This is a genomic window from Streptomyces sp. MA5143a (genome assembly GCF_900290235.1).
Lineage (GTDB): Bacteria > Actinomycetota > Actinomycetes > Streptomycetales > Streptomycetaceae > Streptomyces.
This window is the reverse complement of sequence record NZ_OLMK01000014.1, coordinates 129,460-152,811: the sequence shown is the minus strand read 5'-3', so window position 1 is coordinate 152,811 and position 23,352 is coordinate 129,460. Positions and strand designations below refer to the sequence as shown.

Annotated in this window: 22 protein-coding genes; 11 read left to right on the top strand and 11 right to left on the bottom strand. The window is 71.3% G+C overall.

Features of this window, described 5'->3' with window-relative positions; genetic code table 11:
• Window positions 1-90: 90 nt before the first annotated feature.
• Complete coding sequence (locus SMA5143A_RS07485; RefSeq protein WP_107462115.1) at window positions 91-774, bottom strand: DUF2293 domain-containing protein; 684 nt, start codon at window positions 772-774, stop codon at window positions 91-93.
• Window positions 775-866: 92 nt separating this feature from the next.
• On the opposite strand from SMA5143A_RS07485, the gene SMA5143A_RS07480 reads away from it, so the two are divergent.
• Window positions 867-1,508, top strand: coding sequence for a uridine kinase (locus tag SMA5143A_RS07480; protein WP_181361770.1), 642 nt, complete (start codon window positions 867-869; stop codon window positions 1,506-1,508).
• A 243-nt stretch (window positions 1,509-1,751) separates the two neighbouring features.
• Window positions 1,752-2,180, top strand: a complete 429-nt coding sequence (locus tag SMA5143A_RS07475; RefSeq protein ID WP_099968812.1) for a CBS domain-containing protein — start codon at window positions 1,752-1,754, stop codon at window positions 2,178-2,180.
• A gap of 64 nt (window positions 2,181-2,244) precedes the next feature.
• On the opposite strand, the gene SMA5143A_RS07470 is transcribed toward SMA5143A_RS07475, so the two are convergent.
• Window positions 2,245-3,372: a magnesium and cobalt transport protein CorA gene (locus tag SMA5143A_RS07470; RefSeq protein WP_107462113.1), complete on the bottom strand. Its 1,128-nt coding sequence runs from the start codon at window positions 3,370-3,372 to the stop codon at window positions 2,245-2,247.
• Window positions 3,373-3,634: 262 nt separating this feature from the next.
• Between SMA5143A_RS07470 and SMA5143A_RS07465 the strand changes: the two genes are divergently transcribed.
• Window positions 3,635-4,432 (top strand): methyltransferase domain-containing protein, encoded by a 798-nt coding sequence (locus SMA5143A_RS07465; protein ID WP_107462112.1) that lies wholly within the window; start codon window positions 3,635-3,637, stop codon window positions 4,430-4,432.
• Window positions 4,433-4,507: 75 nt separating this feature from the next.
• On the opposite strand, the gene SMA5143A_RS07460 is transcribed toward SMA5143A_RS07465, so the two are convergent.
• Together SMA5143A_RS07460 and SMA5143A_RS07455 are read right to left on the bottom strand one after the other, a co-directional pair.
• The gene (locus SMA5143A_RS07460; RefSeq protein WP_107462111.1) at window positions 4,508-5,488 is read right to left on the bottom strand and encodes a carbohydrate kinase family protein; all 981 of its coding nucleotides are present in this window, start codon (window positions 5,486-5,488) and stop codon (window positions 4,508-4,510) included.
• A gap of 1 nt (window position 5,489) precedes the next feature.
• Complete coding sequence (locus SMA5143A_RS07455; protein WP_107462110.1) at window positions 5,490-6,395, bottom strand: pseudouridine-5'-phosphate glycosidase; 906 nt, start codon at window positions 6,393-6,395, stop codon at window positions 5,490-5,492.
• Between the two features lie 99 nt (window positions 6,396-6,494).
• Here SMA5143A_RS07455 and SMA5143A_RS07450 point away from each other — a divergent pair, with 99 nt between their 5' ends.
• Window positions 6,495-6,923: a VOC family protein gene (locus SMA5143A_RS07450; RefSeq protein WP_181361769.1), complete on the top strand. Its 429-nt coding sequence runs from the start codon at window positions 6,495-6,497 to the stop codon at window positions 6,921-6,923.
• Between the two features lie 53 nt (window positions 6,924-6,976).
• Here SMA5143A_RS07450 and SMA5143A_RS07445 read toward each other — a convergent pair whose 3' ends face one another.
• Both SMA5143A_RS07445 and SMA5143A_RS07440 read right to left on the bottom strand, forming a co-directional pair.
• Window positions 6,977-7,531, bottom strand: coding sequence for a methylated-DNA--[protein]-cysteine S-methyltransferase (locus tag SMA5143A_RS07445; protein WP_107462108.1), 555 nt, complete (start codon window positions 7,529-7,531; stop codon window positions 6,977-6,979).
• Between the two features lie 133 nt (window positions 7,532-7,664).
• Window positions 7,665-8,537 (bottom strand): glycerophosphodiester phosphodiesterase, encoded by an 873-nt coding sequence (locus tag SMA5143A_RS07440; protein ID WP_107462107.1) that lies wholly within the window; start codon window positions 8,535-8,537, stop codon window positions 7,665-7,667.
• A gap of 281 nt (window positions 8,538-8,818) precedes the next feature.
• Here SMA5143A_RS07440 and SMA5143A_RS07435 point away from each other — a divergent pair, with 281 nt between their 5' ends.
• The 6 genes from SMA5143A_RS07435 to SMA5143A_RS07410 all read left to right on the top strand — a co-directional run bounded on the left by SMA5143A_RS07435 (window position 8,819) and on the right by SMA5143A_RS07410 (window position 17,178).
• Window positions 8,819-9,709, top strand: coding sequence for an MHYT domain-containing protein (locus SMA5143A_RS07435; protein WP_107462106.1), 891 nt, complete (start codon window positions 8,819-8,821; stop codon window positions 9,707-9,709).
• A gap of 40 nt (window positions 9,710-9,749) precedes the next feature.
• Entirely contained in the window at window positions 9,750-11,894 is a 2,145-nt protein-coding gene (gene uvrB / locus SMA5143A_RS07430; protein WP_107462105.1) for an excinuclease ABC subunit UvrB, read from the top strand.
• Between the two features lie 171 nt (window positions 11,895-12,065).
• Complete coding sequence (locus tag SMA5143A_RS07425) at window positions 12,066-12,644, top strand: TerD family protein (protein WP_055539083.1); 579 nt, start codon at window positions 12,066-12,068, stop codon at window positions 12,642-12,644.
• A 46-nt stretch (window positions 12,645-12,690) separates the two neighbouring features.
• Window positions 12,691-14,673 (top strand): TerD family protein, encoded by a 1,983-nt coding sequence (locus SMA5143A_RS07420; RefSeq protein ID WP_107462104.1) that lies wholly within the window; start codon window positions 12,691-12,693, stop codon window positions 14,671-14,673.
• A gap of 291 nt (window positions 14,674-14,964) precedes the next feature.
• On the top strand, window positions 14,965-15,966 hold the full coding sequence (locus SMA5143A_RS07415; RefSeq protein ID WP_107462103.1) for a TerC family protein: 1,002 nt from the start codon (window positions 14,965-14,967) through the stop codon (window positions 15,964-15,966).
• 111 nt (window positions 15,967-16,077) lie between these two features.
• Window positions 16,078-17,178: a calcium:proton antiporter gene (locus tag SMA5143A_RS07410; RefSeq protein ID WP_107462102.1), complete on the top strand. Its 1,101-nt coding sequence runs from the start codon at window positions 16,078-16,080 to the stop codon at window positions 17,176-17,178.
• Window positions 17,179-17,218: 40 nt separating this feature from the next.
• On the opposite strand, the gene SMA5143A_RS07405 is transcribed toward SMA5143A_RS07410, so the two are convergent.
• Together SMA5143A_RS07405 and SMA5143A_RS07400 are read right to left on the bottom strand one after the other, a co-directional pair.
• On the bottom strand, window positions 17,219-18,496 hold the full coding sequence (locus SMA5143A_RS07405; protein ID WP_107462101.1) for an MFS transporter: 1,278 nt from the start codon (window positions 18,494-18,496) through the stop codon (window positions 17,219-17,221).
• Between the two features lie 122 nt (window positions 18,497-18,618).
• Window positions 18,619-19,665 carry a S66 family peptidase gene (locus SMA5143A_RS07400; protein ID WP_107462100.1) on the bottom strand — a complete coding sequence of 349 codons (1,047 nt, stop codon included), beginning with the start codon at window positions 19,663-19,665 and terminating at the stop codon, window positions 18,619-18,621.
• A 100-nt stretch (window positions 19,666-19,765) separates the two neighbouring features.
• Between SMA5143A_RS07400 and aroQ the strand changes: the two genes are divergently transcribed.
• Window positions 19,766-20,239 carry a type II 3-dehydroquinate dehydratase gene (gene aroQ, locus SMA5143A_RS07395; protein WP_099968798.1) on the top strand — a complete coding sequence of 158 codons (474 nt, stop codon included), beginning with the start codon at window positions 19,766-19,768 and terminating at the stop codon, window positions 20,237-20,239.
• A gap of 129 nt (window positions 20,240-20,368) precedes the next feature.
• Here the strand turns inward: aroQ and SMA5143A_RS07390 are convergent, their stop codons facing one another.
• The 3 genes from SMA5143A_RS07390 to SMA5143A_RS07380 are packed head-to-tail and all read right to left on the bottom strand — an operon-like array spanning window position 20,369 to window position 22,976.
• Complete coding sequence (locus SMA5143A_RS07390; protein WP_107462099.1) at window positions 20,369-21,166, bottom strand: amino acid ABC transporter ATP-binding protein; 798 nt, start codon at window positions 21,164-21,166, stop codon at window positions 20,369-20,371.
• Window positions 21,163-22,080, bottom strand: coding sequence for an amino acid ABC transporter permease (locus tag SMA5143A_RS07385; RefSeq protein WP_099968796.1), 918 nt, complete (start codon window positions 22,078-22,080; stop codon window positions 21,163-21,165). Before SMA5143A_RS07385 ends, SMA5143A_RS07390 begins: the two co-directional genes overlap by 4 nt.
• Window positions 22,077-22,976, bottom strand: coding sequence for an ABC transporter substrate-binding protein (locus SMA5143A_RS07380; protein WP_107462098.1), 900 nt, complete (start codon window positions 22,974-22,976; stop codon window positions 22,077-22,079). Before SMA5143A_RS07380 ends, SMA5143A_RS07385 begins: the two co-directional genes overlap by 4 nt.
• Window positions 22,977-23,352 lie beyond the last annotated feature (376 nt).

Below are 23,352 nucleotides of genomic sequence, written 5' to 3'. Positions count from 1 at the left end.
ACCACAAGTGAACGCCCGCACGGACAGCGTCACCATGGCCGAGAAGCGCACTCCCATCAGCGAACGCCAAGGTGGGGCCGCACGGGACATTCACCCCGTACCCCGCCACTCCCGCAGTCTCGTCTCGACGGCTCCCGCGATGCGGCGCCGGGCCTCGTGGCGTGCGACCCCGCTCATCAGGAAGCGGTCGTACGGCGTGTCCACGTGTCGTACGGACGCGATGACCGCCGAGGTCACCGCCATCTCCGACAGGGCCCGCCCCGCCGCGCTGCGACCGACGCGCCCGCTGCCGCGCACGGAGGCGTGGGCGGCGATCTCCCGTGCCCGCTCGGCCGGACACGCGGGGAACAGCCGCCGTATCTCCGCCGCGAACGCGTCCGTGAACCGTACGTCCTCCGCGGCCCGCCGCCGTGCGTCCCGTGCCCGGCGGCGCCTTCGTGCCTCGGCGTCGGCCAGGCACCGCTCCTCGGCGCGGGCGAGCGCCGCCTCCTCGACGAGGACGCCCTGTCGCTCGTACCGGCTCCTGCGCCGGTTGAACCGCACGACCACCGCCGACAGCGAACTCTCCTCCCTGGCCCGTCGGGTGAGCGCGGTGTCGCCACGCGGCAGGAACACCAGATGCCCCAGGTCAGCGCAGTCGAGGCAGCGCGGCGCCCCGTTCTCCGGCGCCAGCAGCGCCACCGGCCCGCCCCGGCACTCGGCGCAGCGCTTCTTCCTGAGTGCCTGCACGACGACAAGTCCGGTACGGGGCGGGGGAGTAGCGAGCGCTGCCATACGCGGTTCATTCCCCCTGCCGACCGCATGGTCACGTGACGGGTGCGCCGGTCCCGCGGCCGGCTCGGGCCTGGTGCGCGGGGCGCGGCATCATGGAGCGTGTGCGACTCGAAGCGATCACCTGGGAGCGGCTCGGCGATCTCCTCGCCGACCGTCTCCTCGACCTGAAGCCGGACGACGGTTCCCCCTGGCCGCGCATCGCCTTCGACGGCGCCCCCGCCGCCCGCCCGGGCGATCTCGCGGCACGGGTGTCGGACGCGCTGCGCGTACGCGGCCGGTCCTCGCTCGTCGTGGGAACCGAGGGCTTCCTCCGGCCGGCGTCGCTCCGCTTCGAGTACGGGCACCAGGACGTGGAGGCGTACTACAACGGCTGGTTCGACACGGCTGCCTTGTGGCGTGAAGTCTTCGGTCCGCTCGAACCCGGCGGCACGGGTCGTGTCCTGCCCGACCTCTGGGACCCCGACACGGACCGCGCGACCCGCAGCCCCTACGTACAACTCCCGTCCGACGCCCCGCTGTTGCTGCACGGTCCCCTCCTCCTGAAGGACTGGTTCCCCTTCGACCTCAGCGTCCACGTACTCCTCTCCCCGGGCGCCCTGCGCCGCCGCACCCCGCAGAGCGAGCACTGGACGCTGCCCGCCTACCAGCGCTACGAGACCGAGGTGGATCCGGCCACGACGGCCGACATCCTGGTCCGAGCCGACGACCCACGGCATCCGGCCTGGGGCGGCTGACGGCGGACCGCCTGCTCGACCGACCGCCTGCTCGACCGACCGCCCCACCTCTCCGTCGAGGCGGTACTGGGAGAGCGGTCAACCGGGGGCCGACTGCCCCCCTGCGGAGTCTTCCTCCGGGTGCGACCGCCGCCGGGCGCGGTGAGAATGAGCAGCGCCGGGACCAGCGGTGCCGTCCGCGCCGCGTCGGTACCAGCGGCGCCTCCCGCGTCGCGCCGGCCGCCCGGCTTCAGGAGGTACCGCATGACCACCGCCGGAGACATCATGCACCGGGGCGCCCAGTGGATCCCCGCGCACGAGACCCTGGACCGTGCCGCCCAGCTGATGCGCCAGCTGAACGTGGGGGCGCTCCCCATCAGCGACGAGAACGAACGCCTCTGCGGCATCCTCACCGACCGCGACATCGTCGTGGGCTGTGTCGCCATGGGACACGACCCGTCCCGCGTCACGGCCGGCGACCTGGCGAAGGGCACACCGCGCTGGATCGACGCCGACGCCGACATCAGCGAGGTGCTCGAAGAGATGAAGGAACACCAGATCCGCCGGCTTCCGGTGATCCACAACAAGCGCCTCGTCGGCATGATCAGCGAGGCCGACATCGCCCGGCATCTCCCGGAGGACCAGATCGCCGACTGGGCCGAGAGCGTCTACGCCCGGACCACGGCACGCTGACCCCGCCGAGCCCTCTCCTCCTTCCCGCCCCTTTCCCCGCCGGTGCCGGTGACCGGCGTCGGATTCAGAGCCAGCCGTTGCGCTTGAAGCCCCGGTAGAGGACGACGCAGGCCACGGCTATGACGCCCAGGACCATGGGGTAGCCGAATCTCCAGGTCAGCTCCGGCATGTATGTGAAGTTCATGCCGTACACCCCGCAGACCATGGTCGGCACGGCGATCAGCGCCGCCCAGGCGGTGATCTTCCGCATGTCCTCGTTCTGCGCGACGCTGACCTGCGCCAGGTGCGCCTGAAGGATCGAGTTGAGCAGTTCGTCGAACGCGGCGATCTGCTCGGTCGCCCTCAGCAGGTGGTCGGAGACATCACGGAAGTAGGCCTGTATCTCCGGCTCCACCACCCGGATGGGCCGTGTGGTGAGCTCCAGCAGCGGCCGGGCGAGCGGGGCCACCGCTCGCTTCAGTTCGAGCAGTTCCCGCTTGAGCTGGTAGATCCGACCGGGGTCCACGCGCGCGCCGTTCGCCGCGAACACATCCGTCTCCACCTGGTCGATGTCCGCCTGCACCGAGTCCGTGACCGTCAGATAGTCGTCGACGACATGGTCGGCGATCGCGTGCAGGACGGCGGCCGGGCCCTTGGCGAGCTGCTCCGGGCTCGCCTCCAGTTCCTCGCGCAGCGGCCCGAGAGAGCCGTGGCGTCCGTGCCTGACGGAGATCACGAAGTCGGGGCCGACGAAGACCATGATCTCGCCGGTGTTCACCACCTCGCTCGTCGCGGTCAGTTCCGTGTGCTCGACGTAGCAGACGGTCTTGAACACCGCGAACAGTGTGTCGCCGTACCGCTCCAGCTTCGGGCGCTGATGGGCCTCGACCGCGTCCTCGACCGCCAGGGGGTGCAGGTCGAAGAGCTCGGCGATGCCGGCGAACTCCCGCTCCGTCGGCTCGTGCAGCCCGAGCCAGACGAAGCCGTGGTCGGCCCTGCGCACCTGCCTGAGGGCCTCGACGACATCGCGGCCGCCGGGGGCACGCACTCCCTTGTGGTACGTCACGCAGTTCACCACGGAGGTGCCCAGGGGGGAGCGGGCCGGGTGGCTGAGGTCGACGCGGGCGCGACGCCGTGCCAGCCGTGCCACCTTGCGCAGGCCGCCGACCCTGTCGAGGCCGGTGACCTTCCGCAGATTCCCTGCCATGGACATCTGGATCTCCTTGCGTGGATCCTCTCGCACCGCACTTCGTGCCTTGTCGCGCCAGTGTGCCAGGCGACTTTGAGCTGCGGGTAAGGCTGTGGGAACGGAACGTTCCACTTCGTTTGTGATCTCTCCAGACACCTCGGTGCGGACAGTGCCGGGTGGTCCGGGGGTGACGCTCGGCGCCGCCTCGGCCGCCGCCGGAGCGGTCCTGGGGGACTGTTGGAGCGTCGTGAAGAGTGATAAGTCAGGCAAATGGAATGATCTCGGCATGATGCGAACCGACGGACATCTCCTCGACCACCGGCAGGGCGAGACGGGGCAGCCCTCCGACGCCTTCGCCACCCTCTTCGACCGCACGACGTTCCGGCACATGGAGGGCTTCGGCCTCGGATCCGGCTGGCGCTGCTGGGAGGTCGGCGCGAGCGGGGCCTCGGTCGTCTCCTGGCTGGCCAAGAGGGTCGGGCCCACGGGGAAGGTCATCGCCACCGGAATCGACCTCTCCTGGGCGGTCCCCTCGGTCACCCGCCCACCGGTCGAGGTCCTCGTCCACCACGTGGGCGTCGACCAGCCGCCGGGCGACGGATTCGACCTCGTCCACGCCCGTCTGGCCCTGGTCCACGCCCCGGACCGCGAGCGGGCCGTGGTGTCGATGATCAAGGCCCTGCGGCCCGGCGGGCGCCTGTTGATCGAGGACGCCGACCCCGCGCTCCAGCCCCTGGCCTGCCTCGAGGAGACCGGTCCCGACCAGCAGCTGGCCAACCGGCTGCGGCAGGCCATCCGCGCTCTCCTCGACGAGCGCGGGGTGGACCCGGCACACGGCCGCAGGCTCCCGCGTCTGCTGCGCGGGGCCGGACTGCGCGGCGTGGAGGCCGATGTGTACTTCCCCATCGCCTTGCCCGCCTGCGCCGCTCTGGAGTCCTCCACGATCCAACGGCTCCGCACGGCCCTCGTCACCGCCCATCTCGCCACGGACGAGGAGATCGACCGCCACCTGGCCAACCTGTCCTCCGGTGCGATGGACATCGCCGCCACACCGCTCGTCTCGGCGTGGGGGAGGAGGCCGTAGCGTGGCGCGCGACAGCCACCACGAGGCCGACGTCACGCGGAACGGGTACGGGGCCGCGACGCGCCCCGCGCCCTCTCAGCCCACCGGGGGCCGCCCGCCCACCTTCCCCACGGCCAGCGCGCCCGCCCGGCACCCCTGTGCCGCCGCGTCCTGTGGCTCCGCGCCCGCGAGCAGGGCGGCGAGGAACGCCCCGGTGAACGCGTCGCCCGCGCCGGTCGTGTCCCGGGGCACGGCGGGGGCCGCCGGAACCCGGGACCGCACGCCGCCCCCCTGGGCGACCAGGGCGCCCTCGGCCCCCTGCTTGGCCACCACCAGCGGGAAGAGACGGCTCAACTTGGCCGCCGCGTCGGCCGGATCGGGCAGCCCGGTGAGCAGACACGCCTCGTCCCTGCTGGGCAGCAGCACATCCACCCCCTCGACGAGTGCGAGGAAACGGTCCACGCCCAGCCCCGTCAGGAACCCCGCCGAGGCCGGATCCACACTCACCGGCACCCCACGCGCGCGTGCCGACGCGAGGGCCACCGACACCAGCGCCCGGCTCGGCTCCGAGAAGAACAGGTAGCCCGACAGATGCAGCCGGGCCACCCCGTCGAGCAGACCCGGTGACCAGTCGTCCGGGTCCAGCCGCAGGGAGGCACCGCTGTCCGTGAGGAACGTGCGTTCGGCGGCGGCGCCCGTGTCCACCAGGCAGATCACCGTGCCCGTCGCGGCCTCCGGGTCGACGACGAGGTGGGGCCGTACCCCCGAGGCGCGCAGCTCCCGCTCGTGCCACCCCGCCGCGTCCGTGCCCACGCGCCCGAGCAGCCGCACGTCCGCACAGCCCTGATGGGCCGCCCAGCAGGCCACATTGGCGCCCGCGCCGCCGGGCAGCGTACGGATCGCGGACGCCGTGTCGGTGCCCGACGCGAGCGGCCCGCGATGCCGGGCGACGACATCCGTGACGACGTCACCCACGACGAGCAGCGCCCCACCACCCGTCTTCTGGTCGGCGCCCGTTCGGTCGGTGCCCGGCGGGGTCGTCGCACCGCCGGGCCCCTGCCCGCCCCGACCGGTCATCTCACGCCCCGGTCCAGGCCGCCGCGATCCGCGCGGCGAGCCGTACGTTGCCCCGGACCGCCGCCAGATTGGCACTCAGGGAGGCGCCGTCCGTGTGCCGTACGAGATGGCTCAGCAGGAACGGTGTGACCGCCTGCCCCGTGATCCCCTCCTCCTCGGCCGCCCGCAGCGCCTCGGCGAGCACACGCGCGTGGAGACCGGGATCGAGCTGCTCCTCCTCGGGCACCGGGTTCGCGACGATCAAAGCCGACTCCGGCCCGTCGAGCGCGTCCTGGGCCCGCATGACCTCGGCGACCTCGCCGGCCGACCGGAGCGTCCACTCCACGGGGTGCCCGGAGTCGGAGAGATAGAAGCCGGGGAAGCGGTCCGTGCCGTACCCGGCGACCGCGACCCCCAGCGTCTCCAGGCGCTGCAACGTCGCCGGCACATCCAGGATCGACTTCACGCCCGCGCACACCACCGTGATCCGGGTGCGCGCCAGCAGCCCCAGATCGGCCGACTCGTCCTGCGTCGTCGTCCACTCCCGGTGCACCCCGCCGAGACCGCCCGTCGCGAACACCCTTACGCCCGCCAGGGACGCCAGCTGGGCGGTCGCCGACACGGTCGTCGCGCCGCTCGCCCCGGAGGCCACCGCGAGCGGCAGGTCCCGATGGCCGAGCTTGCGGATGCCGTCCTCGTTCGCGACCCGCTCCAACTGGTCCTTGTCGAGGCCGATGTGCGGCCGCCCGTCGAGCACGGCGATGGTCGCCGGTACGGCGCCCTCCTGCCGTACGACGTCCTCCAGCTCCCGGGCCACCTGGAGATTGCGCGGCCGGGGCAGGCCGTGCGCGATGATCGTGGACTCGAGCGCCACCACGGGTCGACGCGCGTCAACCGCGTCCCGCACCTCTTCCGACACCACCAGCACGCGCTTGCCTCCTGTCAGTCGTTCCTCCCTCATCACTGGCGGCCGACGCGCCCGGTCAAACCCTTGCGACCTGTGGTGAGGGACACCAGCCTGGGGAGCATGACGGAGAACACCACACGTCTCGACCACGTCGTCCTCTGGGTGCGGGAGCCTGTCGCCGCGGCCGACTTCTACGAGACGGCCGTGGGCCTGGCACCCGTACGCCTTGCCGAGTACTCCGAGGGAACGGTGCCCTTTCCCTCCGTACGCGTCAATGACGAGACCATCCTCGACCTCATGCCGCTCAGCTCGGCGGAGCGCATGAGGATGCTGCCCGGCGCCGAGGACAGCGCCGGCCACCCCGTCAACCATGTGTGCCTGGCCCTGCCCGGTGACCGCTTCGAGGGACTGCGATCCCGGCTGCGGGAACAAGCGGTCCCGGTCTCCGACCTGTCGTACGACTCCTTCGGTGCCCGAGGCGCGGCCCGGCGCAGCTTCTACTTCCGGGACCCGGACGGCAACATCGTCGAGGCCCGGCACTACGAGTAGCGCGGGCGGCCGCTCGCAGGGTCGGCGCCCGGATCAGGGAGGGGAGCGGCGGCTCAGAACAGCGGCTCGGGCAGCACTCCTTCCAGGGCCAGCAGCTTCCGCTTGGTCTCCAGCCCGCCGCCGAACCCGCCGATGCCGCCGTCGCTCTCCACCACCCGATGGCACGGCACGACCACCGGCAGCGGATTCGCCCCCATCGCCATGCCCACCGCCTGGGCCGCGCCCGGCTGCCCGACCCGGCGGGCCAGGTCGCCGTACCCCACGACCGAGCCGAAGGGGACACCGACCGCCAGCTCCCGCAGCACCTGGCGGTTGAAACCGGAGATCAGCGACCAGTCCAGGGGCAGCTCGAACACCTGTCGGTCACCCGTGAAGTACGCGTCGACCTGGCGTATCGCCTCGGCCAGCCGCGGAGCACCGGGCGCCTCGACGGGCTGGATGCCGAGCCGGGACGCGAGGCGGTCGAGCGCCTTGTCGCGGACCGAGTCCGTCGCGTGGAACACGACGTTCACCAGGCCGTCGTCCGTCGCGGCCAGCAGCAGCGGGCCGATGTCCGTGCCCACGACGGCCCACACGACCTGACGCTCGTACTGCCCGTTGCTGTTCATGCGACCACCGTACGACCCGCCACTGACAACGCTCGCGGCGTGCGCCACGCCGACCGCGGCCCGACCGGCGCCGGGCCACCGGACGCACGCCCATGTGAAGGTCACCCCGCCCGGTCGCGAGCGGTCGCGGCGATCAGTCCCGTGTGGCCTCCTCGACCACGTCCGGCTTGTTCGTGATGATGCCGTCCACGCCGTACTGGACGACCTTGCGCGCGTTCTCCGCGTCATTGACGGTCCAGGTGAGCATCTCCAAAGGCTTGCCGTGCGGACCCTCGAAGGCGTGGATCGTGGCGACGTAGGAGGGGGAGATCGTCGTGTACGAGGAGTTGATCTGGTCGGCGAAGGCCGCGTACTCGGGCAGGTCGGCGATGTCCGGGGTGCCGAGGAAGCCGGTCTTCACGCCGGGGCTCAGCTCGTGCACCCGCCGCACCGTGTCGGGGCTGAAGCTCTGCACCACCAGCCGGTCCCGCAGGTGCGGAGGCGTCAGCCAGCCCTCGTCGGCCAGCACGTTCAGGGTCTGCTGTTCGATGCCCGGGTAGAGCTGGGGATTCTTGATCTCCAGGACGAGCTTCTGATGATTGCGGGACAGCCGCCTCACGTACTGCTCCAAGGTCGGCACGCGCGCGCCCGCGTAGCGCGTGTCGAACCAGCTGCCCGCGTCCAGACGGGCGATCTCGGCGACGGTGAAGTCGCGCACGTTCCACGGCGCGCGGTCCGGGAAGACCTGCTCCACATCGGTCGTACGGGCCAGCGTCGCGTCGTGGACGACGACGAGCGCGCCGTCCTTGGTGCGCTGGACGTCGTTCTCGACCCAGCTGAAGCCCATCTCGTCGGCCCTGTCGACGGCGGCCAAGGTGTTCTCGGGCGCATAGGCGGAAGCCCCGCGATGCGCCACGACCATCAGATTGTCGGCGTACGAGGCCGCCTCGGCGGCCGAAGTGGGGAGCAGGAGGCCGGCGGCCCCCATGAACGCGGCGGCCGCGGCGGCAACTGCGCGCACATGCATGCGTACTCCTCGCGTCGATCGGTCACGGTGAGCTCAAGCGTGACAGCAGCGAGTCAACGGGAGAGGGGGTACAGGATGGCCATGAATTGAATGGAGTTGCCCAAGTCCGCACACGGGCGCCGCACAAGTGGGGCAAGGCCGTGTTTCTTTGCCGGAAAGTCGTTCGACCATTCCGGTGGGGGTCATACTCTCTGCGACAACCCTGACCGTCGTGGCGGACCCGGGGGCGGGGGCAGTACAGGGAATCCAGGGACGCGACAGGGCGGGAAAGGCAGCCGCGGATGCAGGGCACCGTCGACGGCTTCAGCTACGGACTCGTCACACCGGTGGCGGCCTACCTCATGGCCTGCCTGGGTGGCGCGCTCGGCCTGCGCTGCACCACCAGATCGATGCTGGTCGACGGCCGCCTGCGGATCGGCTGGCTGGCGCTGGGCTCGGCCGCCATCGGCTCCGGCATATGGACCATGCACTTCGTCGCCATGATGGGGTTCAAGGTCCTGCACACCCCGGTCCACTACGACCCGCTGATGACGTTCGCGAGCCTCGCCGTCGCGATCGTCATGGTCGGCATCGGCATCTTCATGGTGGGCTCCAAAGGAGCGACCGGGGCCGCGCTCTTCACCGGCGGCACGATCACCGGCCTCGGCATCGCCTCCATGCACTACCTCGGCATGGCCGGAATGCGCCTCAACGGCACACTCGAGTACAACACCGTGACCGTCGCCGCCTCCGTCGTCATCGCCGTGGTGGCCGCGATCGCCGCCCTGTGGGCCGCCGGACAGATCCGCGGCTTCCTGTGGAGCGTCGGCGCGAGCCTCGTCATGGGCATCGCGGTCAGCGGCATGCACTACACGGGCATGGCCGCCCTCAGCGTCCATCTGCACGGCGCGGCCGGGGCCGCCCCGGCCGACGGCTCGTCGTCCGCGGCCCTCCTCGCCCCGCTGATGATCGGCCCGCTGGTCTTCCTGCTCCTGGCGGGCGTCGTGGTGATGTTCGACCCCTTCATGATCATGGGCAAGTTCCACGGCACCCCCGCCGAACGGCGGCCCGGAGTCCCCACCCACGCCTGCGCGCACACCGACCGGCGACCGCTCGCCGGCGCCGGCCGCCCCCTGCGCCGCGCCGAGCACGAACACCGCGTGCCCCGCTCCCGCACCCCGCAGAACCGCTGACCCGACCCCGTTGTCAGTGCGGGGTCGTACGGTGGATTCCATGCGGCCCGTTTCCAAGATCGAACGCACGGTGGCGCCCTTCGAGGTCGTCAGCCCCTACCAGCCGAGCGGCGACCAGCCCACGGCCATCGCCGACCTGGCCCGGCGCGTCGGAGCGGGTGAGAAGGACGTCGTCCTGCTCGGCGCGACCGGCACCGGCAAGTCCGCCACCACCGCGTGGATGATCGAGAAGCTCCAGCGCCCCACCCTGGTGATGGCGCCGAACAAGACGCTGGCCGCCCAGCTGGCCAACGAGTTCCGTGAGCTCCTGCCGAACAACGCGGTCGAGTACTTCGTCTCGTACTACGACTACTACCAGCCCGAGGCGTACGTCCCCCAGTCGGACACCTACATCGAGAAGGACTCCTCGATCAACGAGGAGGTGGAGCGGCTTCGTCACTCCGCGACCAACTCGCTGCTCACCCGCCGCGATGTCGTCGTGGTCGCCTCCGTCTCCTGCATCTACGGCCTCGGCACCCCCCAGGAGTACGTGGACCGCATGGTCCCCCTCAAGGTCGGCGAGGAGATCGACCGGGACGAGCTGCTGCGCCGCTTCGTCGACATCCAGTACACCCGCAACGACCTGGCGTTCACCCGTGGCACCTTCCGCGTCCGGGGCGACACCATCGAGATCTTCCCGGTCTACGAGGAGCTCGCGGTCCGCATCGAGATGTTCGGCGACGAGATCGAGGCCCTCTCCACCCTGCACCCCCTGACCGGGGAGATCATCAGCGACGACGAGCAGCTGTACGTCTTCCCCGCCTCCCACTACGTCGCCGGACCCGAACGCATGGAGCGGGCCGTCAACGACATCGAGAAGGAGCTGGGGGAGCGCCTCGCGGAGCTGGAGAAGCAGGGCAAGCTCCTGGAAGCCCAGCGCCTGCGCATGCGCACCACGTACGACATCGAGATGCTCCGCCAGATCGGCTCCTGCTCCGGCGTGGAGAACTACTCGATGCACTTCGACGGCCGCGAGCCCGGCTCCCCGCCGAACACCCTGCTCGACTACTTCCCGGACGACTTCCTCCTCGTCATCGACGAGTCCCATGTGACCGTCCCGCAGATCGGCGCGATGTACGAGGGCGACGCCTCCCGCAAGCGCACCCTCGTCGACCACGGCTTCCGGCTGCCGTCCGCCCTGGACAACCGCCCGCTGAAGTGGGAGGAGTTCCAGGAGCGCATCGGCCAGACCGTCTACCTCTCGGCCACCCCCGGCCAGTACGAGCTGTCCCGCTCCGACGGCCAGGTCGAGCAGATCATCCGCCCCACCGGCCTCGTCGACCCCGAGGTGGTCGTCAAGCCCACCGAGGGCCAGATCGACGACCTGGTGCACGAGATCCGGGTGCGCACCGAGAAGGACGAGCGGGTCCTCGTCACCACGCTCACCAAGAAGATGGCCGAGGACCTCACCGACTACTTCCTGGAACTCGGTATCCAGGTCCGCTACCTGCACAGCGACGTCGACACCCTGCGCCGGGTCGAGCTGCTGCGCGAACTGCGCGCCGGCGAGTACGACGTCCTGGTCGGCATCAACCTCCTCCGGGAGGGCCTCGACCTGCCCGAGGTCTCCCTGGTCGCGATCCTCGACGCCGACAAGGAGGGCTTCCTCCGGTCGGGGACCTCCCTCATCCAGACCATCGGCCGCGCGGCGCGCAACGTGTCCGGCCAGGTCCATATGTACGCCGACAAGATCACCCCGGCGATGGAGAAGGCCATCGACGAGACCAACCGCCGCCGGGAGAAGCAGGTCGCGTACAACAAGGCCAACGGCATCGACCCGCAGCCGCTCCGCAAGAAGATCAACGACATCGTCGCGCAGATCGCCCGCGAGGACGTCGACACCGAACAACTGCTCGGCACGGGCTACCGCAAGGGCGGGAAGGACGGCAAGGGTGCCAAGGCCCCGGTGCCGTCCCTCGGCGGCAAGGCGGCCAAGTCCACCACGAGCAAGAGCAAGGGCAAGGCCAAGGAGACCGTCCCGACCGACCGCCCGGCGGCCGACCTCGCCCAGCAGATCGAGGACATGACGGAGCGGATGCGCGCGGCAGCCGCCGACCTGCAGTTCGAGATCGCCGCCCGGCTGCGTGACGAGGTGTCCGAGATGAAGAAGGAACTCCGGCAGATGAAGGAGGCGGGGCTGGCCTGACGGGCCCGAGGGGCGCCGGGGGAGAGGCGGTGACCCCGGCGCGGCGCACTGTGTTGCAAGACCGACACAAAGTGCGACACGGGCTGCGGCAATGTCAGCGCCGCTGCGTAAGGTGCTGCACATCCGCGGAGCCCGCGGCAACAGGGGACAGTTCGAGAGGGGAATCGGCGCGTGACCGTCAACATGACCAAGGGTCAGGCCATCAGTCTGCAGAAGAACGACGGAGGCAGCCTGACCGCGGTCCGCATGGGTCTCGGCTGGCAGGCTGCCCCCCGGCGCGGCCTGTTCGGGTCCCGTACCCGTGAGATCGACCTCGACGCCTCCGCCGTGCTGTTCGCGGACAAGCAGCCCGTCGACGTCGTCTTCTTCCGCCACCTGGTGAGCGACGACGGCTCCGTCCGTCACACCGGTGACAACCTCGTCGGCGGTGTCGGCGCGGGCGGCGACGACGAGGCGATCCTCGTCGACCTGGCCAGGGTCCCGGTCCACATCGACCAGATCGTCTTCACCGTCAACTCGTTCACCGGCCAGACCTTCCAGGAAGTGCAGAACGCGTTCTGCCGGCTGGTGGACGAGACCAACGGCCAGGAGCTGGCCCGCTACACGCTCGCGGGCGGCGGCCAGTACACGGCCCAGATCATGGCCAAGGTGCACCGTTCGGGTGCCGGCTGGCAGATGACGGCCATCGGCTCGCCCGCCAACGGCCGCACCTTCCAGGACCTGATGCCGGCGATCCTGCCGGTCCTGTAGGCAGCCCGACGCATCACGCAGCAAGCGACACAGGGGGACGAAGTCGATGACGGCCGAGCTGGTCCGGGGGCAGAACCACCCACTGCCCGAGGCCCGACTGGAGATCCGCGTCTCGGCCGGCACGCCGATCGTCGCCGGGGCCACCCTCGGCGACGAGCACGGCAAGGTGCACGGCGTGGAGTGGGTGGCCCACCCGGGCGCGCCCACCCTGCCCGGCCTGGAGGTCTCCAAGCAGGCGGCGGCCGACCACCGCCTCGCGGTGGACCTCGACGCCTTGTCGCCGTCCGTGCACCGGGTGACCGTGCTGCTCGCCCTGCCGACGGGAACCGGCGGCCCGGCCCGCTTCGGCGCGGTCGCCGCCCCGTTCCTCGCGGTCACCGGCCTCGACGGCACCGAGGTGGCCACGTACACCGTCATCGGCCTGGAGACGGAGACCGCCGTCGTCGCCCTGGAGCTCTACCGCAGGCAGGGCGCCTGGAAGGTCCGCGCGGTCGGACAGGGCTACGCGGGCGGCCTCGCGGAACTGCTCGCCGACCAGGACCTGGCCGAGGCCCGGCAGCTCGCGGCCGGTATCCACGAGGCGGTCGCCCGTGGCCTCGCCCGCTCGGTGGCGGCACCCCCGCCCCGGGTGCCGGACGCCGACCGCCCCCGGCAGACCCCCGCCCCGGCGCTGGGCCCGGACCAGACCCAGGGCGGCCCCGGCACGGCACCCCAGGGAACCCCGACCCCGACCGTCGGCGGCTCGCACGGCGGCACCGCGCCCCACGACCCGTCCGCCGACACCCAGCCCACCGCCCCCATGGCCGGCGGGCCCGTCAACTACACCCACCCCGGCCGGCAGACCACCGCACCGCCACCGCCGGCGCCGACCGCGCCCCCGGCACAGCCCGGTCAGCCCGCGCAGCCCGTCGCCGGGGACGCGACCGGCTGGTCCATGGACGAGCGGCTCTACAACCAGGTGTGGGGCATGTTCGAGGACCTGGCCCGCACGACCGCCGCGTACCGCAGCGCCGTCGACTTCGCCGAGTCGCGCATGGAGCAGGAGCTGGACCGGGTCCTGTCCGACCCGCGCAGCCGCATCAGCGGGCAGGGCGACGCCGCGCGCGAGGCCGCCCGCGCCAAGCACGCCCAGCTCGTCGACCAGGCCCGCGCCGCCCTCGACCGCGACCTCGCCCAGCTGCGGGCCGAGGCCGACGTCGTGGAGCCCGCGCTGCCCATGGCGTACGCCCGCTGGGACAACCCGGTGTGGCACGGCTACCGGGTGCCGATGGAGGTCCCCATGGCCGTGCGCCTGGGCGACCTGCGTCTGCCGGAGAGCGACGGACTGCGCATCCCCATGCTGGTCCGGCTGCCGCTGGAGCGGGGCCTGTGGATCGACAGCGGCCGTTCCGGCTCCGGTGACTCCTTCGCGGACTTCGACGAACTGCGCCGTCTCGCCCTGGACACCGCCGTGGCGCTCGCCGCGCGGCTCCTCGCGGTGTACCCGCCGGGGGAGTTCGGCGTCCATGTCGTCGACCCGGCCGGCGCCGGAGCGCACACGCTGGCACCGCTGACCCAGCCGGGCGTCCTCGCCGGACCGCCCGCCGTCGGCGCCGCCGGCGTCTCGGACGTTCTGGGGCGGCTCACCCAGCGGGTGGACCTCGTGCAGATGGCCGTGCGCGGCGGAGCCCCCGACGCGCTGCCGCCCGGCTTCGACACGGCCGAGCAGCTCCTGATCGTCAACGACTTCCCGCACGGCTTCGACGACCGTGCCGTGACCCAGCTGCGCTACCTCGCGGACGAGGGCCCCGCCGTCGGCGTCCATCTGATGATGGTCGCCGACCGTCAGGACGCCGCCGCCTACGGGCCGTTGCTCGACCCGCTGTGGCGTTCGCTGCTGCGACTCACACCCACTCCGGACGACCATCTGGCCGACCCCTGGGTCGGGCACGCGTGGACGTACGAGCCGTCGCTCGTCCCGCCGGGCAGCGGGATCCTCCACCAGGTGCTCACCCGGGTCGCGGACGCCCGCCGCTCCTGGAACCGGTGAGCACCGACCCGCCACCCACCTGCATCAAGACCTAGTAAAGCCGCTCTGACCTGCGCTCTTGATACTTCCTTTGCCTGCCCCTTTACCTATTCTTGGTGATTGGGTATGCTCTTATGAGCGGAGGGGAGTACTCCCTACTTGCTGCGGCGTACCCGTCAATACGGATCAGACAGATCCCGGGGCGTCGGCCCGGCGGCACCAGGCGTTGTGGAACGCCCTGGAGGACCGGGTGGAAGAGACCTCCGGTAGCGATGACGCTGCAATTTGCCGTTACGTACTGCCGGAGGCGCAGTGGATGTTTCCACGACCCTGTGGGTCCTGACAGTGGTGGGCCTTGCCGCCCTCATCGCGGTCGACTTCTTCATCGGCCGCAAGCCCCATGACGTGTCCATCAAGGAAGCCGGAATCTGGACGGTCGTCTGGATCGTCCTGGCCGCCCTCTTCGGACTCGGACTGTTCGTCTTCGCCGGCGGCCAGCCGGCCGGAGAGTTCTTCGCCGGCTTCATCACCGAGAAGTCGCTGAGCGTCGACAACCTCTTCGTCTTCGTCCTGATCATGGCGAAGTTCGCGGTGCCCTCGCAGTACCAGCAGCGGGTGCTCCTGATCGGTGTACTGATCGCCCTGGTGCTCCGCGCGATATTCATCGCCGCGGGTGCGGCGATCCTCGCCAGCTTCGCCTGGGTCTTCTACATCTTCGGCGCGTTCCTGATCTACACCGCCTGGAAGCTGATCCAGGAGGCCAGGGCCGACGAGGAGGACGAGGACTGGGAGGAGAACAAGCTCCTCAAGGCGGCCGAGAAGCGCTTCGGCGTCGCCGACCGCTACCACGGCACCAAGCTGTGGATCGAGCAGAACGGCAAGCGCGTCATGACGCCGATGCTCGTCGTGATGCTCGCGATCGGCACCACCGACGTCCTGTTCGCCCTGGACTCGATCCCGGCCATCTTCGGCCTGACCCAGGACCCGTACATCGTCTTCACGGCCAACGCGTTCGCGCTGATGGGCCTGAGGCAGCTGTACTTCCTCATCGGCGGGCTGCTGAAGAAGCTGGTCCACCTGTCCTACGGTCTGTCGGTCATCCTCGGCTTCATCGGCGTGAAGCTGGTCCTGCACGCGCTGCACGAGTCCGGCGTCCATGTGCCCGAGATCTCCATCCCGGTCTCCCTCGGGGTGATCTGCTCGGTCCTGATCGTCACCACGATCACCAGCCTCCGTGCCTCCAAGAAGCAGGCGGCGGCCGAGGCGGAGCAGCAGAGGACCGAAGGCGCCGAGAAGGACAGCGTCGAGGCCTGACGCGGCCGCCGCACAGCACAGCAACGATCGAAGGGGCCCCGCCCGCCGAAGACGCGCATCCACGGCGTCGACCGGAGTGCGGGGCCCCTTCACGTCTGAAAGGATCACCGCATGCTCGCTCGACTCCGGTCGCTCACGGCGCGATGGACCGCCGCCGTCCCGGTGGCCGCGGTCGTCCTGCTCGTTCTCACCTGGGGGCGTGATCTGCCCGGGCTGCTCGTCGCCCTGGTCACGCTGGTGCTCGCGGGGGCGGTCCTCTCGGCCGTCCACCACGCCGAGGTCGTCGCCCACCGGGTCGGCGAACCGTTCGGATCGCTCGTCCTCGCGGTCGCGGTGACGATCATCGAGGTCGCGCTGATCGTCACGCTCATGGCCGACGGCGGCGCCAAGAGTTCCACCCTCGCCCGGGACACCGTCTTCGCGGCGGTGATGATCACCTGTAACGGCATCCTGGGCCTGTGTCTGCTCGTCGGCTCACTGCGTCATGGACTCGCCGTCTTCAACCCGGAGGGCACCGGCGCGGCCCTCGCCACGGTCGCGACCCTGGCCACGCTCAGCCTGGTGCTGCCCACCTTCACCACGAGCAAGCCGGGCCCGGAGTTCTCCACGGCCCAGCTCACCTTCGCGGCACTGGCGTCACTGCTGCTCTACGGCCTCTTCGTGACGACGCAGACCATGCGCCACCGGGACTACTTCCTGCCGATCACCCGGCAGGGCGAGGTGATCACCGCCGACGACCACGCCGAGGCGCCGACCTCCCGCACCGCCGCCGTCAGCCTCGGACTCCTCGCCCTGGCGCTCGTCGGTGTGGTGGGCCTCGCCAAGGGTGTCTCGCCGACCATCGAGTCCGGTGTGCAGGCCGCGGGACTGCCGCACGCCGTCGTCGGTGTGGTCATCGCCCTGCTCGTGCTGCTCCCCGAGACCATCGCCGCTCTGCGCGCCGCCCGCCGCGACCGCGTCCAGACCAGCCTGAACCTCGCCCTCGGGTCCGCGATGGCGAGCATCGGCCTCACCATCCCGGCGGTGGCCCTGGCCTCGCTCTGGCTCTCCGGTCCCCTCGTCCTCGGCCTCGGCGCGACCCATATGGTGCTGCTCGCCCTGACTGTCGTGGTGGCCTCGCTGACGGTGGTGCCGGGGCGGGCGACGCCGCTCCAGGGCGGGGTGCACCTCGTGATATTCGCGGCCTACCTGGAGCTCGCGGTGACCCCGTAGCGGCGGCGCACCCGGCCCGTGGCGGAGCTCCCCCGCCCGCTCACCCCGTGGCGGCCTCCGCCGCCTCTGTCGTGCTCCTCGGGACCGGTCGGGTCTCCGGCAGCAGCGCGAAGCAGCCGAGGCTCAGCAGGGCGATCCCCGTCAGATAGGCGCCGACCCCCCAGGGCACCCGGCCGCCCTGGGACACGGCGGTGGCCACGATCGGGGTGAGGGCACCGCCGACGACCCCGCCGAGGTTGTAGCCCACGGCGGCTCCCGTGCAGCGCACCCGGGGCTCGTACAGCTCCGGCAGATACGCGGCGATGACGGCGAACATCGTGACGAACGCGAGCATCGCCACCAGGAAGCCGAGGAACATGAGCAGGGGCTCGCCGGTCGACAGCAGCGCGACCAGGGGGAACATCCACAGCGCGGTGGCGGTGCACCCGGCCAGGCACAGGGGGCGCCGACCGTACCGGTCGCCGAGCACGGCGACCAGCGGGGTGAGGGCGCCCTTCACGACCACGGCGCCCATGACGCACGTCAGCATGACGGTACGGCTCACCCCGAGCCGCTCGGTCCCGTAGGCGAGGGACCACGTCGTCACCGTGTAGAACACCGCGTACCCGACGGAGAGCGCCCCGGCCGTCAGCAGGACGAGCCGCCAGTGGTCGCGCACCACCTCGGCGAGCGGCACGCGCGCGTGGTCGTCGATCTCCAGGAACCGCGGGCTCTCCACGAGCGACGCCCGCAGCCACAGCCCGGCCACGGCCAGGACGCCCGCCGCCCAGAACGGCACCCGCCACCCCCAGGAGGCGAACTGGGCGTCTGTCAGTGTCGCCGCCAGTGCCAGCATCACCCCGTTGGCCAGCAGGAAGCCCACTGCGGGGCCGACCTGCGGGAAGCTCGACCACAGCCCGCGCCGCTCGGCCGGCGCGTGCTCCGCCGTCAGCAGTACGGCCCCGCCCCACTCCCCGCCCAGCCCGAGCCCTTGCAGGAAGCGCAGGACGAGCAGGAGGAAGGGGGCGGTGACACCGATCGAGTCGAAGGTGGGGACGCAGCCGACGGCGACGGTCGCGCCGCCGGTCAGCAGTAGGGACGCGACGAGGACCGGGCGCCGCCCGTGCCGGTCCCCGACGTGCCCGAAGAGCACCGAGCCCAGCGGCCGGGCCACGAACCCGACCCCGAAGGTCGCGAAGGCCGCGAGGGTGCCCGCCAGCGGCGAGAACGTCGGGAAGAACAGCGGCCCCAGGACGAGGGCCGCCGCCGTCCCGTAGACGAAGAAGTCGTAGAACTCGATGGCCGTCCCGGCGAGCGAGGCGGCCGCGAGCCGAGGCATGGAGGGTGGTTCTCCGTTGCGTGCACGATGCATACAGCGTCAACCACCCACCGGGACAGCTGGTTACGGGGGCGCGCGGAGGCCCGCTCCACGTGCTGTGTCCCGGGCGGCGTCAACCGTGGTCAGTAGGTCACGGTGATACGCCGGGCGGGACCGTCGATCCTGACCGCACCGCCGTAGGGCATGACGACCTGCGGATCGGTGTGCCCGAGGTCCACGTCGAAGACGATCGTGGCGTCCGGCGCGTACGCCCGCATCGCGCGCAGCACCGCCTCCCGCTGACCGGCGGCGTAACGCTCCGCGTCCTCGGGGCTGTTGGGCATCTCGAAGGACCAGGTCTTGGGGCGGCCCATCAGGAGCGCGGAGAAGCGTCCGAGCAGCCCGCGCTCACCCATGTTCCGCAGCGTCCGGAAGACCTCCTCGCCGCTCGGCAGTTCCTCCGAGGTCTCCAGGAAGAGCACGCCCCCGTCGAAGGCGGACAGGTCGCGCGGCACCTCGCGGTCGGCCATCAGCAGCCAGCCCAGGATCTCCAGACAGCCGCCCCAGGCGCGGCCGTCCACCACGCGGTCCGCGTTCACCCAGGTCCACCCGGCGCCGGGCCGGCTCTCCGGCTCCGCGTCGAAGGTCGCCGGGTCCGCCCAGTCGCGCTCGATGTCGTTGAAGCGCTCGGCGGGCCGCAGTTCGTACGGCCCCGAGGTGAACAGCGCGGCGCGCAGCGACTCGGCGGTCACCGGGTTCAGGGCGCCGGGCCTGCCCAGCGAGGTCATCACGGTCCCGCCGTGGTAACCGACGATCCCGGCGTTGTACAGGAAGGCCAGCAGATTGGTGTTGTCGCTGACCCCGAAGAACGGCTTGGGGTTGGCCCGGATCAACTCCCGGTCCAGCAGCGGCAGGACGGTGATCTGGTCGTCGCCGCCGATGGAGGTGAACACCGCCTTCACCTCCGGGTCGGCGAAGGCCGCGTGGATGTCGTCGGCCCGTTCCCGGGGTGTCGAACCCATGGTTCGCGTCGCCGGGTACTCGACCGGCTCGAGCCCGTACTCCTTGCGCAGCCGCTCCAGGCCGAGTTCGAAGGGACGGGGGAACAGTCCGGGCAGACCGGCGCCGGGTGAGACGACGGCCACGCGGTCGCCGGGCGACGGCTTGGGGGGATACATGGGCATGGTCATGACGGGAGGTTAGGGCCTCTCACCAGGGCCTCGCATCGTGATAAACCGGGTCCGAGCAGCGGCCCCGGTGGGCCGCCCACCCGAACGGACCGGAGGAACCGTGCCCCGCAGCCTCGCCAACGCCCCGATCATGATCCTCAACGGGCCCAACCTGAACCTGCTGGGCCAGCGGCAGCCCGAGATCTACGGTTCCGACACGCTCGCCGACGTGGAGGCCCTGTGCGCCAAGGCCGCGGCCGCGCACGGCGGCACGGTCGACCTCAGGCAGTCCAACCACGAGGGCGAGCTGGTCGACTGGATCCACGAGGCACGGCTGAACCACTGCGGGATCGTCATCAACCCCGGCGCCTACTCGCACACCTCCGTGGCGATCCTGGACGCCCTCAACACCTGTGACGGCCTGCCCGTGCTGGAGGTGCACATCTCCAACATCCACCAGCGGGAGACGTTCCGGCACCACTCGTACGTCTCGCTGCGCGCCGACGGTGTCATCGCCGGCTGCGGGGTGCAGGGCTATGTGTTCGGCGTGGAGCGGGTGGCCGCGCTGGTGGGCGCGGGCACGGCCGACGCCTGACGACCGCGCGACCGTCGAGGACAGTGACCGCCGCTCACCGGCGGCCCGACTCCACGGTCCGTCGCCCACCGGCGGCCCGACTTCACGGTCGGTCGCCTCACCGGCGGCCCGACACCAGCATCCGCCGCCTCACAGACGGCCGGACTCCACGATCCGTCGCAGGAAGCGCCGGGTGCGCTCCTGCCGCGGGTCGCCGAAGATCTCCTCGGCGGTCCCGCGCTCCAGCACCACCCCGCCGTCCAGGAAGCAGACCTGGTCGGCGACATCGCGGGCGAAGCCCATCTCGTGCGTGGCGAGGACCATGGTCATGCCCTCGTCCTTCAGATCCCGGACGACGGTGAGCACCTCGCCCACGAGTTCCGGGTCGAGGGCCGCGGTGATCTCGTCGAGGAGCAGCAGCCGGGGCCGTACGGCCAACGCGCGGACGATCGCCACCCGTTGCTGCTGCCCGCCGCTCAGCCGGTCGGGGTACTCGCCCGCCCTGGCGCCGAGCCCCAGCCGGTCGAGCAGTTCACGGGCCCGCTCCTCCGCCTCCGCCCGGCCCACGCCGTGCACCCGGCGCGGCGCGAGGGTGATGTTCTCCAGGACGGTCAGGTGCGGGAACAGGTTGTACGACTGGAAGACCACACCGATACGGCGCCGTACCGCGTCCTGGTCCACCCGAGGGTCGGTGATCTCCTCGCCGTCCAGCCAGATCGCCCCGTCGTCGATCTCCTCCAGCAGGTTGGCGCAGCGCAGCAGCGTCGACTTGCCGGATCCGGAGGCGCCGATCAGCGCCGTCACGGTGTGCGGGGCGACCTCCAGGTCGACGTCGCGCAGGACGGGCGAACCGCCGAAGGTCTTGCGGACGGACTCCATCCGCAGCACGGGGGCGTCCGACGCCTCGGACACCTCCGACACCTCGGCCGCCTTCGGAGCGTCGCTCATATCGTCCCTCCCTGGGCCCGCCGCCGGTCCATCCGGGCCGTGACCCAGTCGGTGAGGCGGGTCATCGGGATGGTCAGGGCGACGAAGACCAGTCCCGCGACGATGTACGGCGTGTAGTTGAGGCTGCGGCCCACGATGATGTCGGCGGCGCGCACCGCGTCGATCGCGCCGCCGATCGAGACCAGACCGGTGTCCTTCTGGAGCGACACCAGGTCGTTGAGGAGCGGCGGAACCTGACGGCGCACCGCCTGGGGCAGGACGACGTGCCGCAGCGCCTGCCGGTTGGTGAGGCCCAGCGAGCGTGCGGCCGCGCGCTGCGAGGGGTGCACGGACTCGATGCCGGCGCGGAACACCTCGGCGACGTACGCCGAGTACGTCAGCGTCAGCGCGGTGCCGCCGAGCAGGACCGGGTCGACGGTCACGCCCTGGAGGCGGAGCGCCGGGACCCCCAGGACGACGATCATCAGGTTGATGATCAGCGGGAGACCGCGGAAGAAGTCGGTGTACGCGGCGGCCAGCGCCCGCACCGGGAAGAACACCGGGCCGCGCAGGGTCCGCGCGACGGCGATGAGCATGCCGAGGACGAGCACGGCGGCACCGCACACCAGCAGCAGCCGCACGTTGAGCCAGAGTCCTTCGAGCACCTTGGGCAGCGCCTCGCGCGCGTACTCGGCGCTGAAGAACGTCTCCTTGGTGCGCGGCCAGCCGGGCGCGTTGACGACGACCACATAGAGGACGACGGCCGTGACGAGGGTCGACAGGGCGGCGATGCCCGTGGCGCGCCGGGACCGGGCACGCTTGTACCGCTCCCGGTCGAGCCGTCGCGCGGAGGGGACGTAGCCGTCGTCCCCGCCGGGCATGCCGCCGTCGTCGTCCGCGCCGTCCCGGCCCGACTCCTCCTTCACGACGGTCACTTGAGCACCGGGGCGTCGACGGCGTCGGAGAGCCACTTCTGCTCGATGCCCGCCAGGGTGCCGTCCTCGCGCAGGGCGTCCACGGCCGCCGTGACGCACGGCGTCAGGGCGCTGCCCTTGTCGAGGACCAGGCCGAACTGCTCGGGGGTGCCGCCCTTGTTCTCGAACTGGCCGACGATCGTCGCGTCCGTCACCTCGGCCGCGGTGATGTAGAAGGCGGTGGGCAGGTCGACGACGATCGCGTCGATCTGGCCGTTCTTCAGCGCGGACTTGGCCTGGTCGTTCTTGGCGTAGGCGGCGGGGGCCCGGCCGGGCTTCACCACGTCGTCGATGTAGTCGAGGCTGGTCGTGCCGACCTGGGCGCCCAGGTGGAGGCCCTTGAGGTCGGCGATGCTCTTCGCCTTCGCGGCCTTGGAGCCCTTGAGGGCGATGACGGCCTGGCGCACGTCGTAGTACCCGGACGAGAAGTCCACGGCCTTCTTGCGCTCGTCGCTGACGGACACCTGGTTGATGTCGAAGTCGAAGGTCTTCTCACCCGGCGCGAACGCCTTGTTGAAGGGAACGGACTGCCAGACGACGTCCGCCTTGTCGTAGCCGAGCTGCTTCGCCACGGCGTACGCGACCGCCGACTCGAAGCCCTCGCCGTTCTTCGGGTCGTCGTCCCTGAACCAGGGCTCGTACGCGGGGGAGTCGGTGGCGACGGTCAGCTTCCCGGACGCCTCGGTGCGCAACTCGCCCTTGGCGCAGGCCGCCCCCGTCGCCGAGGCGGAGGCTCTGCCGGACGGGTCCTCCTCCGGCTGCGGGGCACACCCGACGGCGACCGCGGCGAACAGGGCGACGGTGGCGGCGGAGACGGCACGACGGGACGGGCGCGGGGCTCGAAGGGCAGGACGCATGGCGGGAGACTGACAGCGCCACGTCCCGTTTGTCGAGGTCACGCCGACAAATGTCCGCATAGTGGGAACGGGTGTTGCGATTCTGTGAACCCTCGCGAGGGGACCGGGGCGGCGTGTGCGCCCGGACGGTGGAGAGCGCTTGCGCGGGGCGCGTGCGGACGGTGCGTCGCGGGATACGGGCGGGGCCGCCGGCCGAGGGCGGGGATTGGGAGGCCGGCGGCCCATCCGCGCGGGAGCCGTCATCCCGTGCGGACCTGTCCTCCAGTGGACTACGCCAAGGCGTGCGCCGGGAGCGCGCGCGTGACACCGGCGTGTGTGTTCGATTCACACGGGGCGCGTGAGAGCGCGCCTCACGCCCCCGTGAACCTTTCCGGTC

Excerpts from the sequence above, each read along its gene's own strand:
- SMA5143A_RS07485 (WP_107462115.1), bottom strand. The coding sequence starts at position 774 with ATGGCAGCGCTCGCTACTCCCCCGCCCCGTACCGGACTTGTCGTCGTG.
- SMA5143A_RS07480 (WP_181361770.1), top strand. The coding sequence starts at position 867 with ATGGAGCGTGTGCGACTCGAAGCGATCACCTGGGAGCGGCTCGGCGAT.
- SMA5143A_RS07475 (WP_099968812.1), top strand. The coding sequence starts at position 1,752 with ATGACCACCGCCGGAGACATCATGCACCGGGGCGCCCAGTGGATCCCC.
- SMA5143A_RS07470 (WP_107462113.1), bottom strand. The coding sequence starts at position 3,372 with ATGTCCATGGCAGGGAATCTGCGGAAGGTCACCGGCCTCGACAGGGTC.
- SMA5143A_RS07465 (WP_107462112.1), top strand. The coding sequence starts at position 3,635 with ATGATGCGAACCGACGGACATCTCCTCGACCACCGGCAGGGCGAGACG.
- SMA5143A_RS07460 (WP_107462111.1), bottom strand. The coding sequence starts at position 5,488 with ATGACCGGTCGGGGCGGGCAGGGGCCCGGCGGTGCGACGACCCCGCCG.
- SMA5143A_RS07450 (WP_181361769.1), top strand. The coding sequence starts at position 6,495 with ATGACGGAGAACACCACACGTCTCGACCACGTCGTCCTCTGGGTGCGG.
- SMA5143A_RS07445 (WP_107462108.1), bottom strand. The coding sequence starts at position 7,531 with ATGAACAGCAACGGGCAGTACGAGCGTCAGGTCGTGTGGGCCGTCGTG.
- SMA5143A_RS07440 (WP_107462107.1), bottom strand. The coding sequence starts at position 8,537 with ATGCATGTGCGCGCAGTTGCCGCCGCGGCCGCCGCGTTCATGGGGGCC.
- SMA5143A_RS07435 (WP_107462106.1), top strand. The coding sequence starts at position 8,819 with ATGCAGGGCACCGTCGACGGCTTCAGCTACGGACTCGTCACACCGGTG.
- uvrB (WP_107462105.1), top strand. The coding sequence starts at position 9,750 with ATGCGGCCCGTTTCCAAGATCGAACGCACGGTGGCGCCCTTCGAGGTC.
- SMA5143A_RS07420 (WP_107462104.1), top strand. The coding sequence starts at position 12,691 with ATGACGGCCGAGCTGGTCCGGGGGCAGAACCACCCACTGCCCGAGGCC.
- SMA5143A_RS07410 (WP_107462102.1), top strand. The coding sequence starts at position 16,078 with ATGCTCGCTCGACTCCGGTCGCTCACGGCGCGATGGACCGCCGCCGTC.
- SMA5143A_RS07405 (WP_107462101.1), bottom strand. The coding sequence starts at position 18,496 with ATGCCTCGGCTCGCGGCCGCCTCGCTCGCCGGGACGGCCATCGAGTTC.
- SMA5143A_RS07400 (WP_107462100.1), bottom strand. The coding sequence starts at position 19,665 with ATGACCATGCCCATGTATCCCCCCAAGCCGTCGCCCGGCGACCGCGTG.
- SMA5143A_RS07390 (WP_107462099.1), bottom strand. The coding sequence starts at position 21,166 with ATGAGCGACGCTCCGAAGGCGGCCGAGGTGTCGGAGGTGTCCGAGGCG.
- SMA5143A_RS07380 (WP_107462098.1), bottom strand. The coding sequence starts at position 22,976 with ATGCGTCCTGCCCTTCGAGCCCCGCGCCCGTCCCGTCGTGCCGTCTCC.